This is a genomic window from Halobaculum sp. MBLA0147 (genome assembly GCF_041361345.1).
In the GTDB taxonomy this organism is placed as follows: Archaea; Halobacteriota; Halobacteria; order Halobacteriales; family Haloferacaceae; genus JAHENP01.
Genome location: NZ_JBGKAD010000005.1, coordinates 1 through 16,513, shown reverse-complemented (window position 1 = coordinate 16,513; position 16,513 = coordinate 1). Strand labels below are relative to the sequence as shown.

The window sequence follows — 16,513 nt, the reverse complement described above, 5'->3', positions numbered from 1 at the left end:
GGTGAGGACTTCTCAACTGTACTATGCGTTTATGATTTCATTAATCTGAAATAAAAAAGCAAGTGCATTGTGGCAGTGACGGAGCCGTCAGTCAGCTCCCGATACGCTCTCAGTACTTTCAGTAGCCAAGAGCCCACGACGGGACAACAGGACGATCACAGCGGGGAGGAAGACGAACGATGTGACCATCGCCAGACCCATTGCTAAGCTGATCGCCACGCCGAAATTCGACAGCACGGGGAATTGAGAGACGATCAACACACCGAATCCGAACATCGTCGTCGCACCTGAGCCAAGCACGGGGCGACTTTTCTGCACGACTGCTGTTTGGACGGCTGCAGCAGGAGCTGTTCCGTCTGTAGTCTCTTCGCGGAACCGTTCGTACACGTGGACACCGTAATCGACACCGATTCCCAACACGATGGCAGCCGTCGTCACCGTCAACGGATTCCACGGCACATCAAGTAGGTACATACCGCCGGCAACCATCGCCAATGTAGTCGCCGCAACACCGCCGACCAGCAGTACCGACTCACGAATTGACCGTAACGCAAACGCAAGAAAGACGCCTCCGGCTAAGAAGCTCACGAGTGTTGTGCGAGTCAACCCTGCCGTGACGTTCTCAATGACATTCCGGTTGATCACCATCTCACCAGTGACGCGACTGTCCATCGAGGCAGGGAGCGTAGCGTTCGCTGTCTCTTTGGTGTAGTCGATCACCTCTCGTTCGGTCTGGCCCGTGATGTCACGAACGAACACCTGCACGACCACTCGATCGGGGTGATCGGAGGGGGTCTGCCCTAGCGTGGGTGGGCGATCCACCTTTGCCCGTTTGGCGAGGTTCTTGTCGAACGCCTCTCCTTTGGGGATTTTGTCGTGGTTCGTGATCTCCATCCCCCGGACCGGGCTCATCGGCGTGACGATCTCTTCGTGTTTTTCGAGTTCTCGTTGGAACTTACGGATCTCGAGAAACGTTTCTCGGGTGTATGCATCGTCCGTCTCTACGATTGTATAAATAATGTTCGGACTCAATAGCCGTTCTTCCATCTCTCGGATGTCCTGCCGCTCCTCAATGTCAGGCCAGTAATCGAGCATATCGGTCTTTGTGTCGACCGCCGGATAGGCGGCAGCACCACCAACAACTGCACTCCCAACGAGCAACACGACGAGAGCCGGACGGAGACTCAGGACCCGGCCCAGTGAGGTGAACACTGACTCTAGCCCGCCACCCGAGGGTCGCTCGTGTGCCGATGCGCTCGTCGGGTGTGACTCTCCGTCGTCAAACTCCACGAGCAACGCGACAAGGAGCGTCGTGGACAATACCATCGCCACGAGGACGCTGAATGCTGTTGTCGCACCGAACTGACGAACTGGCGGCACCTTGGCAACAAACAGCGAACCGAGTCCAACGAGTGTTGTTCCAAGAGCCAGCGCGACAGCTCGACCAGCCGTCTGCGTGGCGGTCGCAGCCGCCTTAACCGGTGACTGACCAGCACGCCGTTCTTCAATATAGCGGGTCTGGATCTGGAGCCCGTAGTCAATCCCGAGGCCTAGTGCGACTGGAAGCACCGTCAACATAACGGCATTGAAGTCAAACCCAACGTATCCCATCATCCCGGTCATTGCCAGTACAGATACCAGCGTAGTCACGAGTGGAAACACGACGCGACGGGTTTTCCTGAGCTTTCCCCGCATCACGACGATTACCAGCACCAGGATAACAACCAATGCGACCCCGAACAGCGTGATCATCTCCGGCAACAGCAATCCGAACGCCGCCTGTTCGAACACCGGCGTTCCAGTAATCGTAACATCCATTTCATCGGGTAGGTTCGCCTCGGTAGTGACTTCGCGAACCTGTTGTTGCGCGATTTTATCCTCACTCGGCGGCAACAGGCCGAATAGTTCGCCTTGGTGATCGCCAGAGACTTCGACATCACCATACTGGATCATCACAACAGCGGTGTCACCGCCATCGAACTGCCCAGTCTTGCGTGCCTCTGGGTGAAGATTATATATGACCTTCTCGTTCGATCGGTGTTCTTCCTGCGTGACACGCAACGAGTGCAGCACACCTTTCTTCGTGTCAGGTATCTCACCACCGCCCGGTCCCGCTTGAATCGGATGTGCAAAGCTCGTTACCAACCCGGCTGCCTCAAACTCGTCGTAGTATGACTCGTAGAGTGTGACGATCGTCTGTGCATTTTCGGGTTCGTATAGGTCAAAAGACTCAGGAGACTCAATAACGACAAAGATGACATTCCCGTACTTGAAATCCGATTGAATCTCCTCCCAGTTGGCGGTTGTCTCGGAGTTGTCCTCAAGATACAGTTCCATCCCGAGGCTCATCTGCACGCTTGCTGCTCCAACACTGGACACAATGATCACCGCGACGGTGAATGTGTACACTGCTCGTCTGTGCGTTGCCGCCCATCGACCAACGGCGGCGAGTGTTCGGCCTAACGAGCTTTTTATCATAAATATTTCTCCTGACAAAGTCGGTCCATCGACAGTGCTGCCGCTGTTTGAATCACGGTTTGATCCATCCGCATCAGTACATGGCCGGGATAGCATTTAGTAGCTTTGGGAATATAGCACAATTCCAACTCAGACACCAGTTATTTGGCTCGAACTGTCTCCGGGGTCCAGATGCCCTATTGCCGGATTAACTGCTACTTGCAAACGGAGGAGATCCGCAGTGAGAGTTGTGCGTAGTAAGCTATATTCAACTGTGTTCAGCCGGCGATGACGACTCCTGTGGCGTGAGGGATTTGAGCTGGTTAGTTACAGCAATCACGTCGGCTGAGTGTTCTGCTTGGGCTAACCAACGGCCTGTATTGTAGGCAAAGGGAGGTTAGTTAACCGTGTGTTCTAACCTGTTTTGCGATGGTACTTATGTTTGTTATAGATTAATTTGTCGCTTGCTGATGGCGGCTACCACGGGCGGAGCAGGGCGAGCACCTCGAGCTACTCTGTGACGCGTCACGTCCACGACAGCGTTTGTACAAGCAGGAGTGGGCGAGCCGATTCGGGTTCCCGGTCGGCTGAATCGCCTATGACTCGGACCCACACAGTCACTGAGTGTCCAGTATCACGACCCCACCGCCGCCGGCCGTGGAGGTGGTTGCAGTGCGGTTGTTAGATCAATCGGCGACCGAGCGGGATATGCTTGCCGTCGTCGCTGATCTCCAGGTACAGCCCCAGAGTCCAACAGGAAGCGAGGTGATCACATATGTGCGCGACTACCGAGACATGTCGGTCAGCCAGTCAACAGTGTATGATCACTTGAACCAGCTAGCGTCGGCTGGATATCTCGAGGTCACACGACGTGGCAATACGAAGCGCTATCGGTTGTCGCCAGTCGGCACGCAGGCACTGCAGACACATATGCAAACGCTGTCATCGCTGTGTCGGTGAACACACAGCACAGTGTCGACTTGAGAAGACAAGATTGTTGATCGTGATCTGCTCAAGACTGTCCGTCATCGGGGTCGCTGTTTCTAATGGACTAACCTCGCTCAGCAGATGTTGCTCCAGACTTGAGCACCGTCTGGCACGCATTCGCCTCCACCACGTCGACATCCCTGACACAGCCAGCGATACAAGACCGAACCTGAACCACTCTCAGACGAACCTCACAACGACGGCTGTTCGACATGCGCCCGCCAGAACGCCGGCGTTCGGTACTCCGCGTAGGCGGCACGATACCCAGCTGCACGCCCGACCGGAGCGAGGAGATCGGTCGCGACGCCCTGCAGCCCGCCTTCGGCAGCGGTGAACACGGTGTTATCCGCAAGCCGATCGGCGATCACCGCCTGCTGGAGCGGGTTGTCTGGGTCGCGATCATCGTCGTGGGCTAGTCCACCGAGCGTCGGCAAGACATCACGGAGCCGGCCGGGCGTCTCGATCTCCGTCACGACAAGCGCCCGCTCGTCCGTGTCGACACGGAAAGAGTGTGTAACGCCAGTAGGGACAGTTTTTGATTCGCCGGCAGTGATGCGGTGTTCACGCTCGTCCAACTGGAGCAGCAGTTCACCACGCTTGACGCTGAAGCGCTCGCGACTCTGGGTGTGATAGTGTGGCGGCGGCCCGCCATACCCGCCGCCGACAACGGAGACCGTCCGGACGGTGTCACCGTCGGCCGCGACAGGCACCCCCCAAATCGATCGGGTCGGGTGTGACTGGATCGGACCGATCCGCTCGCGAATCCGGTCGGCCAGCCAAGAGTCAGGTTCGACCTCGAATCCTGTGCCGGGGATTGGGTCGCCATCGCTGTCTAGCGTACGACCTGTCGTGATCGTGGACACAGCCGTTGTACGACCGGCACGAGTGTGAACCCTCTGAATTTGAGGCAACACTATACCATTTCGCGGCGCACGTACTCCGGACTCTGTTTACCGAACCCCGTGTAGCATCGATATGTACAATAGGAATAGGTCGCCACGGTCACTGCCTCACTAACCTCACTGATGCTCTGGCTCTTAATACAAAACTCTGGATGGTAGTGATCATGACCGACGACGCACAAGCCGACAGTGACTAATCAGACACGACTACCACCCGCAGAGACCACACTATCTCAAAGCCTGCGGCGGTGCCTAGTGGCTCGTATACACGCTCGGTGGCCTCGCCGCCCGTCGCGTCCTCGGGAGCGATCTCATGGGTCAAAGACCCCACGAGTGATCGGTGTGATGGACAACCCGTCGACGCGCTTGCCCTCTTAGCCGACTGAGGGAGACGGAATGTTGGCGGACGTACAGGGTGTCGACCACCGGTACGGACGTCGGAACCGAAACTATTCGGTTCCGGTTACTTTACTGGGGCGTGAGAGTTTGAGGATATGACGTTTTCACTCTGTGCTCGCATCCCGTCGTCAGCCCATGATGTCGGCGACGGGACGGCGTACGCCGTCGCAGTGACGACGGACGCACCAGCCGTCGGCGCCTTCTGTCCGTTCGTGAGCAGTCATGGTGTGGTTGCCACACAGGCGTTCGTCAATGTTAGACTCGGTCGTCGCGGGATCGCCCTGCTTGAAGATCTCGCCGTCGAGGACGCGCTTGCCGGGCTACTCGCGCAGGACGACCACGCAGAGAACAGACAGCTCCACGGCGTCGACGACGACAGCCTGTTCGGGTTCACCGGAGAGAACACGGATCCGTACGCGAACCACCACTGCTACGAGAGCGAGGGCCTGACGGTTGCCGGCAATATCCTTACTGGTGAAGGGACACTGACAGCGGCCGGCGAGACGTTCATGGAGTCAGAGGGACGGATCGGCGAACGACTGTTGGACGCACTCGCGGCCGGAGTCGAAGCTGGCGGCGACGAGCGTGGCCACAGTTCTGCGGCGCTGCTGATCTGGGCGCCACAGACGACCCCCTACCATGACCTCCGGGTCGACGAACACGAGACGCCGGTCGCTGAACTTCGTCGTGTGCGGGCAGCGGCAGTCGAGGCCAGCGACGGGTTCAGCGAGGCGTCGAAACACCGGATCTTCGACTGACGGCGTTGTCGAGGACGGCGCGTCCCGTCTCACTCCAGTGTGCTACTCGGGTGATTCGGGTCGACGCGGTGACAGGCTGCCGTTTCGTCATCACCGCGAACGACAGCCGTCGGGGCGTCGTCGACACACGGCGACGGACAGAGATCACGGACGAGTTCGAGCGCCTCCTGTCTATTGCCGGCGGCGACAGCCGTCGCCGCCTCGTGGATAGTCGTGTGTGCTGCCTTCGGCAGGTCGTCCGGGTCCCCAGGTAGGGTCGTCTCGACCAACCGGTCGGCGACGGATGCCTCATCAGGGTCGCCGCCATCTGCGGCCAACCGTTCGCGGACCGCCTCCGGCTCTAATTCGCCTTCCTCCAGTCGGACGCGGAAGGTGAACGCCTGTCGGAAGGATGCTTGATCTCCGGTCCAGTCGTCGCCTGGAATCACCTCCGGACACCGGGTGTGGAACCGACATCCCGTCGGCGGATCGATCGGTGAGGGGACCGTCCCACGGAGGACCACACGGTCCGTTCGGGCAGATGGGTCGATCCGCGGAACTGCCGATAGCAGTGACTTGGTGTACGGGTGCTGTGGCGCGGTGAATAGTTCCTCAACGGGCGCGGTCTCAACGATTTCGCCAAGATACATCACTGCCACGCGGTCAGCGACCTGCCGGACGACCGAAAGGTCGTGCGTAATAAACAGGATCGCCAATCCGAACTCCCGCTGAAGATCCTGAAGCAGGTTCAGAATCTGTGCTTGGACAGAGACGTCCAGTGCCGACACCGGTTCGTCAGCAACGATCAGGTCCGGGTCGACTGACAGCGCGCGGGCGATCCCGACACGCTGCTGTTGGCCGCCGGAGAACTGCTTCGGGTACCGCTCGGCGTGTTCCGGCTCCAACCCGACACGCTCAAGCAGTTCCTCTGCCCGCTGCCGTCGATCAGCCGCCGAGTCACCGATGTCGTGAACAGCCATCGGTGCCGTGACAATCTCGCCGACAGTCTGGCGCGGGTTCAACGACGCGAGCGGGTCCTGAAACACCATCTGGAGTTTCTGCCGGTACGGACGCATCGAACTGTCGTCAAGCCCGGTGATGTCCTCGTCGCGGTACTGGATTGACCCGGCAGTCGGCGTATGGAGGTTCAACAGCGTCTCGCCAAGCGTCGACTTCCCGCAGCCGGACTCGCCGACAACCGCAAGCGTCTCGCCCTCACGGACGGTCAGGTCAACGCCGTCGACCGCGCGGACCGTCCCTCCGGCGCCGAGGAGTCGGTCCAAGAGCCCGTCCGATTGGTCAAAGTGCTTCTTTATCCCCTCTGCCGCCAGCACGGGGTCGGCCTGGTTCGACGAGTCGTCGGCCCCTGCGGTGGTTCCTGTGTCTGTCTTGCTGCCGTCTGTGCGGTCTCGGTCGTCTGTGTCGAGACTCACGAGACATCACCCTCCCCACGGCGGAGACACGCCGCCTCGTGGTCGTCCGTCTCACCCACCGCCCGGAACGACGGTGCTACCTCGAAACAGTCACGTTCCGCCTCCGGACACCGCGGCGCGAAGTGACAGGCGTACGGGATGTCGATCAGGTCCGGAACGTTCCCCTTGATGGGCTGGAGATCGCGGTCCGGGTCGTCGATCTGTGGTGTACTCGCGATCAGCCCCTGTGTGTACGGGTGCTGTGGGTTGTCGAACAGTTCGCGCGTCTCGGCCCGTTCGACGATCTCACCGGCGTACATCACGTTCACACGGTCGCACGTCTCGGCGACGACGGCGAGGTCGTGTGTGATCAGCAGGATCGAGGTGTCAAAGACCTCTTTCAGGTCCTCTAACTCCTCTAAGATCTGCGCCTGGATCGTCACGTCGAGCGCAGTCGTCGGCTCGTCTGCGACGAGCAGGTCCGGTTCACATGACAGCGCCATAGCGATCATTGCTCGCTGGCGCATCCCGCCGGAGAACTCGTGAGGGTAGTCCGTCGCTCGGGCATCCGGCTCAGGAATCTCGACCGTCTCCAGCATCTCGACGGCGCGGCGCCACGCTTCACCGTTCTTTGCGGCGCCGACGAGTTTGCGTTTTATTTCCGCCGGTAACGATACGGACTCACCCACGTCCTGGTGGAGGCGGACGGATTCAGCGATTTGTTCCCCCACAGTGAGTGTGGGGTTCAAGCTGTTCATCGGGTCTTGGAACACCATCGACAGTCGGTCGCCACGGAGCTGTTGGCGCCGGGCGTCCGACATCTCCGACACCGGTTCGCCACGGAATCGGATCTCGCCGTCCACGATGTCGCCCGGCTCCTGTAAGATCCCGACGACACTCTCGGCGAGGACAGACTTGCCGGAGCCGGACTCGCCAACGAGTCCAACGATTTCACCGGGTTCGATGGTGAGGTCGACGCCGTTGACGGCAGTTACCGTCCCGCGGTCTGTCGGGAACTCCGTCCGGAGGCCGTCGACTTCCAAGACGGTATCGTCGTCGTGTCGATCTTGTGTGGTGTCTGTCGTCGCCATATCAGTTCACCTCCTGCTGTGAGATGTCGAAGGCATCCCGTAGCCCGTCACCGACAGTGTTGAACGCGAGGACGGTGAGCATAATCGCTAGCCCGGGCATCACGGAGATCCACCACGCTTGTGAGATGAACTGGCGGCCGTCCGAGATGAGCAGCCCCCAAGTCGGAGTCGTCGGCTTCACCCCCAGCCCGAGGAAAGAGAGCCCAGCCTCGGCGAGGATGGCGAGCGGAATCATCAGTGTCGCCTGGACGATCAACGGCGCCACGGCGTTCGGGAGCATCTCCTTGAACATGATCCGCGCGTCACTCATCCCGACGGCGCGGGCGGCGACGACGTACTCCTCTTCCCGGATCGACAACACTTCTCCCCGGATAATCCGCGCGAAGTCGTCGATGAACGCGATTCCGATCGCCAAAACGACGTTCACAACCCCCAGTCCGCCCATCACTGCGATGATCCCTACGCCGAGGATGATCTCCGGAAACGCCCACTGGAAGTCGACATACCGCATAATGACGCTGTCGACCCAGCCGCCGTAGAACCCGGCGATGATCCCGAGTGTGGTGCCGACGGTGAACGCGAGCGCGACTGTCGCCAGCGCGACGAGCAACGACACCCGGGCGCCGTAGATGATCCGCGTGAGCACGTCGTGACCGAACGAGTCCGTGCCCAAGTAGTGGGTTGCTGTCTCCATCTGCCCGTCCTCGTCGAAGTCACCCGTTGACTGACTCATCGGCTCTTTCATGAACCCGAACGTCTGTTCCGGGCCGTACGGCGCGACGAACGGCGCAAACACGGCGACGAGAACGAGTGTTACGACGACGACTGCTCCCGCGAGCGAGAGTTTGTTCCCGAGCAGGGCCGACACGATCCGTTCACGGGCGGAGTCGTGTTCGGCGACAGTCGTCTCTGTCTCGTACTCCGGGGGCACTTCGCCGACGCCAAACTCACCACGGTTCTGGGCATACTCCGGGTGGTCGTCCGCCACACCGCCGTCTGTGCGGGTCGCCTCAGTGCTGTCAGTGTCCGTCTCTGTCGCGTCTGTCGCCTCAACATCGTCTCTCGTCACGCTTCGTCACCTCCGTACCCTACCCGCGGATCGATCGCGGTGTAGGTGATGTCGACGAGCAAATTCATGAACACGAAGATCCCGGAGACGAGCAGGATCGCCACCTGCGTCACCGGGTAGTTTCGTTCGAGAATCGAGTTGACCAACAGCCGGCCGACCCCCTTTACGCCGAAGACGATCTCGACGGTGACGGTACCGCCGAGGACGAGGGCCAGTTGGATGCCGGCGATGGTCACGACCGGCATGAGCGCGTTCTGAAGCGCGTGCTTGTACAGTCGCACAGTGCTCCCGACACCCTTCGCTCGAGCCGTCCGCATATACTGTGCGTTCAGAGTCTCGATCAGCGACGACCGCATCATCCGAGTCACCCCGGCGGCGTACGGGAGGCCGACGGCGACACCGGGGAGCACGATGCTCTTGAGCCACGCGACGATTCCCTCCGACAACGGGGTGTAGCCGACCGTCGGGAACCAGCCGAGCCAGACTCCGAAGACGATCGCTAGCAGGATGCCAACGAAGAACGCCGGCATCGAGATTCCAAGGAACGCCGCGAGCGTCGCCGCGTAGTCGGCCGGCTCGTTGCGGCGCGTGGCACCGACGACGCCGGCTGGAATCGCCACGAGCAGTCCCAACACGACCCCAAAAGCCGCGATCGACAGCGTCTTCGGCAGCGCTTGTGCGACGAGTGTCGCCACCTGTTCGCTAGACGTAATGCTCGTTCCGAATTGGCCGACGAGCAAATCCGTCATCCAGTCGACGTACTGGATCGGGAGCGGACGGTTGAGACCGAGTTCCCTCCGGAGAGCCGCGACGGCTTCGGGTGTCGCCTCTTGACCGAGCATCGCACGGACCGGCCCCCCGGGGACAGCACGCAACCCAAAGAACACCGTCGTCGCCACTAGCCACATCACGAAGAGAGCGTGCGCGACGCGCTTCGTGAGGTATCGCCACATACGCTACTCCTTGAGGAACACCCTGTGGAAGTTCCGGAGTCCGGGGGTGTGCGTGAACCCACCGACCTCGCTGCGGATGCCAGCGATGTCGTCCTCGTGGGAAAGGTAGGCGTGCGGAGCGTCCTCGATAAGCTGGTCCTCGATGTCGTGGAGAACCTGCGTTCGCTCCTCGCGATCCGTGGTCTGACGCTGTTCTGCGAGCATTTCGTGGACCTCCTCGCTCTGGTAGTTTACCCAGTTCCACACGCCACCCTCGTCGGGGAGCCGGTAGAAGTTCCACAGCCCCTGCTCGGGGTCTGGATCAACGACACTCCCGGAGATCGTCACGTCGTAGTCAAGGTCAGCGTAGCGGTCCCAGTACGTGGAGGAGGTAACCTGGTCAATCTCCACGTCGAACCCGGCCTCGGTGAGCTGTTGCCTGATCGCCTTCGCCTGTCGGAGGTTCCCAGAGTTCGCCAAGATAGCGAAGCTGGCGCCATCGGCACCCGCCTCCTCGATCAGCTGTTTCCCCTCCTCAGGAGCGTACGCCTGATCTTGTGGTTTGTCCTCCCGCCACGCCCAGCGGGTCCCTTTCGAGATCACGCCCACATCCGGCAGCGCGTTACCGAAGAACGCCGTTTCAACGAATCGTTCGCTGTCAATGCTCTTGGCGATGCCGCGTCTGGCCTTCTTCGAACCGAACGGCTCACGATTCTGGTTCATAGCGACGCCGAGCCAGTTGATCCCAGGCGCACGGCTGATCGAGGTGGACCCGTCCTGTTCGATCTGGTTCAGATTCTGGAGCGGGACGAGGTTCGAGAACTGCACGTCACCGGCACGCAGCGCATTCACCAGTGACGCTGGCTCGGCGATGGGCTGAACATCAATCCCGTCGAGGTACGGGAGCTGCACCCCATCATCGTCCGTTTCGAAGTAGTCGTCGTAAGCGTCCAGCGTGACACTCGACCCAACCTCGTGACCGCTGACCTGGAACGGACCAGTACCGACGGGCGTGACGGAGTACTGATCGGACCCCATCTCCTCGATTGCCTCCTGGCTCACGATGGTCGCGGCGCGGCCTGGACCACGGGTGAGGTACACGAGCAACACCGCGTTCGGGTCTGTGAGGTTCAGCCGGACCTCGTAGTCACCCAGCACCTCGACACCGCCCTCGTCGAGCGGCTGGAGTGAACTCAGCTTCGAGGCCGCCGGTGCTTCCTCTTCGATGGTCCGGCGGATGGTGTACTCCACGTCTGCAGCCGAGAACTCCGCCCCGTTGTGGAACGTCACGTCGTCACGAAGCTGGAACGTGTACTGGGTCCCGTCGTCGGAGACCGTCCAGTCCGTCGCTAGGTCGCCGACGATGCTCAAGTCGTCGTCAAGCGTCGTCAGCCCGCTGAACACGTTCGACGCCAACTGGAAGTACTGACCGACACTGATGTACGGTGGATCCAACTCTTCGATCGAGCCGGTGAACCATGCCGCCTGGAGCCGACCACCGGTCTTGTTCTCCGGTGTCGGCGTCGACTCTGTCTGTTCACTCTCGCCGTCTGTCGGCGTGTCTGTACCTCCGGAGCTGTCGCCACCGCTAGCACAGCCGGCCAGACCGCCCATGCCGGCCGCAGCCAGCAGTCCGGCTGCCGTCCGCCTGCTCACACGCGGGCCGCTCAGTTTTTCGCTGTCGAAGTCGTCATCCGCTGTCATGCCATACGTTACAAGCTGTCACACACAGGTGAAAGATACACCAAATTATTTCGGGGTATGAATGTCACCTCCATACGGTGATTCGCAGTGACACGAGACGACAAGACAACAGACGATGTGGCCGGTGAGACGCCGACACAGATGCGACAGGTCACCCTCCGGATCCGACACTACGGTGAGCCGGAGTCGGATGTGTCGGCAGCCTTCCCGAGCGTGACACTCCGGTCCGTCTCGTCAATGACCGGTAGCGGCGACCGGCGCAAGCGGATCATCGAACTCCAGGGAGACCCGGACAAGATCAGGGCGTTCGTGTCGGAGTTTCGGGAGACCGAGTCCATCATCACCGCAGAACCGCTGTCACCACTGTCTCGCAACCAGGTGTACGTGATCTTCGTTTACGACGTGACGACGTGGGACAGCATCTCGGAGTTGCTGAGGGAGTTAGGTGTTCACTACAAGGTCGGGACGACAATCAGCGCTGGGTGGGAGCGGTGGACCATCTACCTGGAGGACCCCAACGAACTGTCGCAGGTGATGGATCATCTCCGAGCGGGAGGAAACGACGTGGAACTGGTATCGAATGTTGAGATGAGTGAGCTATCGTCGCCTGGTCAGCTCCATGTTGACCAGATGCTCGGTGAACTAACGACGAGACAGCGCGACGCACTCGCGGCCGCCATCGCGATTGACTACTACGGATATGACGGCGACGGAGCGATTGCGGATGTGGCGGACGTACTCGGGGTTGCCGAGACGACCGCTTGGGAACACCTCTCGCGTGCGGAAGGAAAGGTCATGCGACACGTCGGCCGGTATCTCAACCAACAGTGATCCGGCTCACCGAGCGTCTGAGTGTTCATTTACTCCGTCGCCAGCGTCACCGCGAGCCTCGCCGGTCTGCTCTCCGCTCGCCACGCTGTGACACTAGCAAAAGACAGTTTATAATCGGAACCAGTCGATGACCGCCTGATTCTCACAGAGTTGACGCGGAGCTGACTGCTGTACGCACCACGAAAGCAACTCTGAGTCCGGTGAGGTCTGCTGAACTTCCCTGAGCAAAAAACAACTCTGGAATTCCATATATGACAGAGGATAGGAGTACCGGGAGCTTGGCACTCCCAACAGTCTCATCCGTTTAAGACCGCAAACCATTCTGATAGATTCTCACCGTCAGGATGCTTTGCGAGACTGTAGACCTGAAATCTCCAACGCTCAGGATTCCTCCGTGTGAACGCGGAGGGAGATGTCAGTGCCCTGCCAAGGTATCTGTTGGAGAGACAGCACATCACCTATTTATATTAGTAGTGTATGTCACGGTGTATAGATGTCGGATCAAGTGGATATGTATACGACCACAATGGCGACAGTTCCAGGTGAAAGCATAGAGCGTACGCTTGGTGTTGCAAAGGGTAATACGGTCAGGGCACGAAATGTTGGAAGAGACATTACACAACAGCTGCGGAACTTGTTTGGTGGTGAACTAAAGTCGTACTCCAACCTAATGTCAGAAGCACGTGACGAATCGCTAGAGCGGATGAAGGTTCAGGCAATAGAAATGGATGCTGACGCCGTCGTCAACGTCCGATTTGATACATCAGCAGTCGCACGTTCATCGGCAGAGATGCTGGCATATGGGACTGCGGTCCGCTTGGAGTGATAGTCTTCTCTAGCGATGGTATCAACACGTCTCTACTCCGCGCTCCCGGTCAATATCGTTGACAAGCCTGGTGACGCCGGTGCTCGTGGTGCAGCAGTCGCTGGAATCCCGTGGTCAACGTTCGTCTTAGTAACAACTCTACTTGGTCGGTCTGAAGTGATTGCGACGATAGACACTACTCTTCGAGAAACGGGACAGGCACAGTCACTACCAGTGTCTGCCGAGGCACTGTACTGGATGAGTGTTGTTGTCGGCCCATTAAGTGAATTATTCATCCTTATTGTTGTCGGATCTATAGCAGCAATTGTTCTTGAGAGAGCTAACCTATTTGAGTTCAGGATTGTAGTTCCGGTCTGTCTACTCCTTGGCGTGATCGATTCAGCACTAACAAGTCTCGTGGCTCCGAAAAGCCTGGTTTATGTTGTGCAAACGCTCACTTGGGTCGTATCTGGGGGCCTATGGATTGTGATGTACAAGCCTACCGAGTTACCCTGGACTGATACTGTATCAGAGACATGAACCGGTCTAGAGTGATATTATATATCGGGCTGCTGGTTCCTCAGATGGGGTTTGCAGCCGTGGCTTTGCAGGTTCTAAATGTACCACTAGTTATTATTACTCCAGTATATATGTTTACCCCAGCAGTCGCAGCTGTAGGGGCAAATTTATTGATGCGCGATTCCTTATCAAACCTCGGTTTAACCGTCAGTCTTAACCGGTGGTACATGGTCGCTTGGATACTGCCGCCAGCGCTCACCGCGGTAACAATATTTGTTGGGCTTTCTTTGCCTGGCATAAATCTCTCTTTTACGCCCGCACTCTTTGAGCAGTCTGGCATTTCAGCAGGGTCACCGATCGCAGCCACTGCCGTCTTGTTCAGCCGGGGAATGCTCTTCGGGGCAGTAATTAACACCGGATTTGCCGCTGGGGAGGAGGTGGGCTGGCGGGGCCTACTACAACCGGAACTGGATACCTATGGGTTCTGGAAGGGGTCAGTGGCCGTCGGAATTGTGTGGGGACTCTGGCACGCACCACTAATACTTGCAGGCCACAACTACCCTAACCACCCATACCTCGGGATGCTTCTGATGATATTGTTCACAATATCACTTTCGCCAATCTTTGGATATCTTCGTTACCGGACACAGTCTACGATTGGTCCATCGCTTGCGCACGGAACACTTAACAGCGTAGCGGCAGTACCACTACTACTACTCACCGGTGGTACCAACATAGTAATTGGGATACAGGGGATTAGCGGTATCGCCGTGCTAGGAATTGCCAATATCGCCCTATACATCGCCGATAGAACTCATATGGATGAACGTCTGTCCAATAAAAGAATTAAGATTTGATTATATATTACGCAAATATATACTATGGTTATTTTCAATAAGTTCTTAAATTTTATTTATGTTTTCATTTTCCAAAATGATATCTACACCAAGCCAGTCGCTATTAGACGTGCAATAGACGTTGAGCCCTGTCAGGCGTGGTCTGGTCGCAGTGGGGGCCTGAAGTTATCACAAACGTTTGTCCAGTGTGGCCGCTACGATTTGTCGTTCAGCCCGTCGGAGCAGGTCTGAAGCCGTCGACGTGGCACAGTCCAGTGCCCCAGCAACCGCCTCGATATCGCCTTCACGAGGGACTTCATAGTAGCCGGCCTCCCACGCTGCGATGAGTGCCTCTCGCTGACGGCTGCTTACTCGGGCACCACGTGAACGGTTGTAGGTACCAGTTCGAAGCACCTCAATGTCAACGTTGTCTGGGAGCGCCTCAATAGCCGCAGAGAGACTATCGCCCTGGCCGACGATGGTCTGCCTGACGGTTCGGTCCGAACGCAGCTCAACCGGTGGCACTACAAGTACGGCGTCACGGTCCAGTGCCTGTCGGTACTGCTGCTCGCGGGTGCGCAACTGTGTTCGGACATAGACGTAGAAACCCTCGTCCTCAAACTTAGTAGTCGTCCACTCCTCAACCTGAGGGACCTCGTCGATGGTCTGTTCGTAGCGTTGGCGGTCTCCTGCTACGTGGAGCAACAGCGTCGTCACCCCACCACCAGCGTCCCGTTCAAGGATGGTCTCTTGATCAATCGCCGGTGATTCGCAGACGAACTCATGCATCGGATGAAGATCCTCAGCCGGGATTTCCAGTGCGATTCGGGCAGCGTGCATACCAGCCCTTGCGGGTTGGACTGGTATAGAAATCAGGGCCGTTCAGGATCAACGGCGTGAAGCAGTACCTCGCAATCCGTCTTCAGCGGTGGTTCAAGGAATGTCTCAGGATTTTCTAGCACCCGCCGCAGTAGCCACTCAGAGAATCGTGCTTCCCAATCATCGGACTCGTAGAAAGCCTCGTAGAGCCGGTCCATATCTTCGGTCTCCATATAGTAGTGAACCACCTGGCGGCCACCAACCGCTTCTAGCAACAGTGATTCGGTGTACATCCCCTCCGCTTCAGCTGTGTCCGTTTTATTTCGAGCCCAAGACTGTACACGGTCGAACTGTTTGACCCAGTTGACGAAGTCAACGGCTCGTGCGACCAAGGTGCTGGTGGGTCCGGCGTTCAACGCAAGGGAGGTGATCACAATCGGTATCGGTAATTCGTCACCAGCAATAGGTGCGACAAGCGACTGCCCGACGGTGTCGGCATACCGTGTCTGCCGGTGGGGGTTGGTTAGGTGGGTTACATACCGGTGGGTATCACAACCGTCAGCGTGGATCATCACCTCACCCGTAAGCAAGTCTGTCAATCCACGCTCAAACAGCGGGGACGCAGCCCGGATGGTTGCGTTCGGCTTCATCCATGCCTCGGTGTCTGTATCAACCACCTCAATATACCACAGCAGTGCGTCGCCACGCTGTGGGTCATGTTCAGGCTCGTCGGTCCAGCCGAACCCACCGCTGTCGAGAAACAGCGTCACTAGCGTCACGCTGTTAACCGGCAATAGCGTGTGGACATCGCCGTCAGCATTATTCGTCGCCCAGTCTGTTAGCAGCTTCCTGACGGCCTCGATCTGCCCGTTAGCAATCGGTTGACGAACCAGTAGCGAGTCGAAGACATCAATACCACCGCGCTCGGGGTACGTTGGGCGATTGCTCGGGCCATTGCTTGCATTCTCTGTTGATACGTCTGTGGCACGGTTATCTGCCTCTTGATGATCCAT

15 protein-coding genes are annotated in these 16,513 nt (G+C 58.5%); 6 read left to right on the top strand and 9 right to left on the bottom strand.

The window, feature by feature from the left end; all coding sequences use genetic code 11:
- Positions 1-87 precede the first annotated feature (87 nt).
- Positions 88-2,379 carry an efflux RND transporter permease subunit gene (locus tag RYH80_RS18935; protein ID WP_370905659.1) on the bottom strand — a complete coding sequence of 764 codons (2,292 nt, stop codon included), beginning with the start codon at positions 2,377-2,379 and terminating at the stop codon, positions 88-90.
- Between the two features lie 786 nt (positions 2,380-3,165).
- Here RYH80_RS18935 and RYH80_RS18930 point away from each other — a divergent pair.
- A complete protein-coding gene (locus tag RYH80_RS18930; RefSeq protein ID WP_370905854.1) occupies positions 3,166-3,417 on the top strand; it encodes a transcriptional repressor in 252 nt (83 codons plus the stop codon).
- Positions 3,418-3,635: 218 nt separating this feature from the next.
- Here RYH80_RS18930 and RYH80_RS18925 read toward each other — a convergent pair whose 3' ends face one another.
- Complete coding sequence (locus tag RYH80_RS18925; RefSeq protein WP_370905658.1) at positions 3,636-4,154, bottom strand: cupin domain-containing protein; 519 nt, start codon at positions 4,152-4,154, stop codon at positions 3,636-3,638.
- A 686-nt stretch (positions 4,155-4,840) separates the two neighbouring features.
- On the opposite strand from RYH80_RS18925, the gene RYH80_RS18920 reads away from it, so the two are divergent.
- Positions 4,841-5,503, top strand: coding sequence for a DUF1028 domain-containing protein (locus RYH80_RS18920; protein ID WP_370905657.1), 663 nt, complete (start codon positions 4,841-4,843; stop codon positions 5,501-5,503).
- 29 nt (positions 5,504-5,532) lie between these two features.
- On the opposite strand, the gene RYH80_RS18915 is transcribed toward RYH80_RS18920, so the two are convergent.
- Genes RYH80_RS18915 through RYH80_RS18895 form a run of 5 tightly spaced genes read right to left on the bottom strand, consistent with a single transcriptional unit; the run spans position 5,533 to position 11,690 of the window.
- Positions 5,533-6,915, bottom strand: coding sequence for an ABC transporter ATP-binding protein (locus RYH80_RS18915; protein ID WP_370905656.1), 1,383 nt, complete (start codon positions 6,913-6,915; stop codon positions 5,533-5,535).
- The gene (locus RYH80_RS18910; protein WP_370905655.1) at positions 6,912-7,985 is read right to left on the bottom strand and encodes an ABC transporter ATP-binding protein; all 1,074 of its coding nucleotides are present in this window, start codon (positions 7,983-7,985) and stop codon (positions 6,912-6,914) included. Before RYH80_RS18910 ends, RYH80_RS18915 begins: the two co-directional genes overlap by 4 nt.
- Before the next feature lies 1 nt (position 7,986).
- Positions 7,987-9,054: an ABC transporter permease gene (locus RYH80_RS18905; protein WP_370905654.1), complete on the bottom strand. Its 1,068-nt coding sequence runs from the start codon at positions 9,052-9,054 to the stop codon at positions 7,987-7,989.
- Positions 9,051-10,007 carry an ABC transporter permease gene (locus RYH80_RS18900; RefSeq protein WP_370905653.1) on the bottom strand — a complete coding sequence of 319 codons (957 nt, stop codon included), beginning with the start codon at positions 10,005-10,007 and terminating at the stop codon, positions 9,051-9,053. The genes RYH80_RS18905 and RYH80_RS18900 overlap by 4 nt, the downstream gene beginning before the upstream one ends.
- A 3-nt stretch (positions 10,008-10,010) precedes the next feature.
- Positions 10,011-11,690, bottom strand: a complete 1,680-nt coding sequence (locus RYH80_RS18895; protein WP_370905652.1) for an ABC transporter substrate-binding protein — start codon at positions 11,688-11,690, stop codon at positions 10,011-10,013.
- 87 nt (positions 11,691-11,777) lie between these two features.
- Here RYH80_RS18895 and RYH80_RS18890 point away from each other — a divergent pair, with 87 nt between their 5' ends.
- The 4 genes from RYH80_RS18890 to RYH80_RS18875 all read left to right on the top strand — a co-directional run bounded on the left by RYH80_RS18890 (position 11,778) and on the right by RYH80_RS18875 (position 14,702).
- The gene (locus tag RYH80_RS18890; protein ID WP_370905651.1) at positions 11,778-12,521 is read left to right on the top strand and encodes a helix-turn-helix domain-containing protein; all 744 of its coding nucleotides are present in this window, start codon (positions 11,778-11,780) and stop codon (positions 12,519-12,521) included.
- 511 nt (positions 12,522-13,032) lie between these two features.
- On the top strand, positions 13,033-13,347 hold the full coding sequence (locus tag RYH80_RS18885) for a YbjQ family protein (protein WP_370905853.1): 315 nt from the start codon (positions 13,033-13,035) through the stop codon (positions 13,345-13,347).
- A 15-nt stretch (positions 13,348-13,362) separates the two neighbouring features.
- Entirely contained in the window at positions 13,363-13,866 is a 504-nt protein-coding gene (locus tag RYH80_RS18880; RefSeq protein ID WP_370905650.1) for a hypothetical protein, read from the top strand.
- On the top strand, positions 13,863-14,702 hold the full coding sequence (locus tag RYH80_RS18875) for a CPBP family intramembrane glutamic endopeptidase (protein WP_370905649.1): 840 nt from the start codon (positions 13,863-13,865) through the stop codon (positions 14,700-14,702). The genes RYH80_RS18880 and RYH80_RS18875 overlap by 4 nt, the downstream gene beginning before the upstream one ends.
- A gap of 168 nt (positions 14,703-14,870) precedes the next feature.
- Here the strand turns inward: RYH80_RS18875 and RYH80_RS18870 are convergent, their stop codons facing one another.
- Both RYH80_RS18870 and RYH80_RS18865 read right to left on the bottom strand, forming a co-directional pair.
- Positions 14,871-15,521 (bottom strand): helix-turn-helix domain-containing protein, encoded by a 651-nt coding sequence (locus RYH80_RS18870; protein WP_370905648.1) that lies wholly within the window; start codon positions 15,519-15,521, stop codon positions 14,871-14,873.
- Positions 15,522-15,553: 32 nt separating this feature from the next.
- On the bottom strand, positions 15,554-16,513 hold a 960-nt coding region (locus RYH80_RS18865), incomplete at its 5' end, for a hypothetical protein (RefSeq protein ID WP_370905647.1).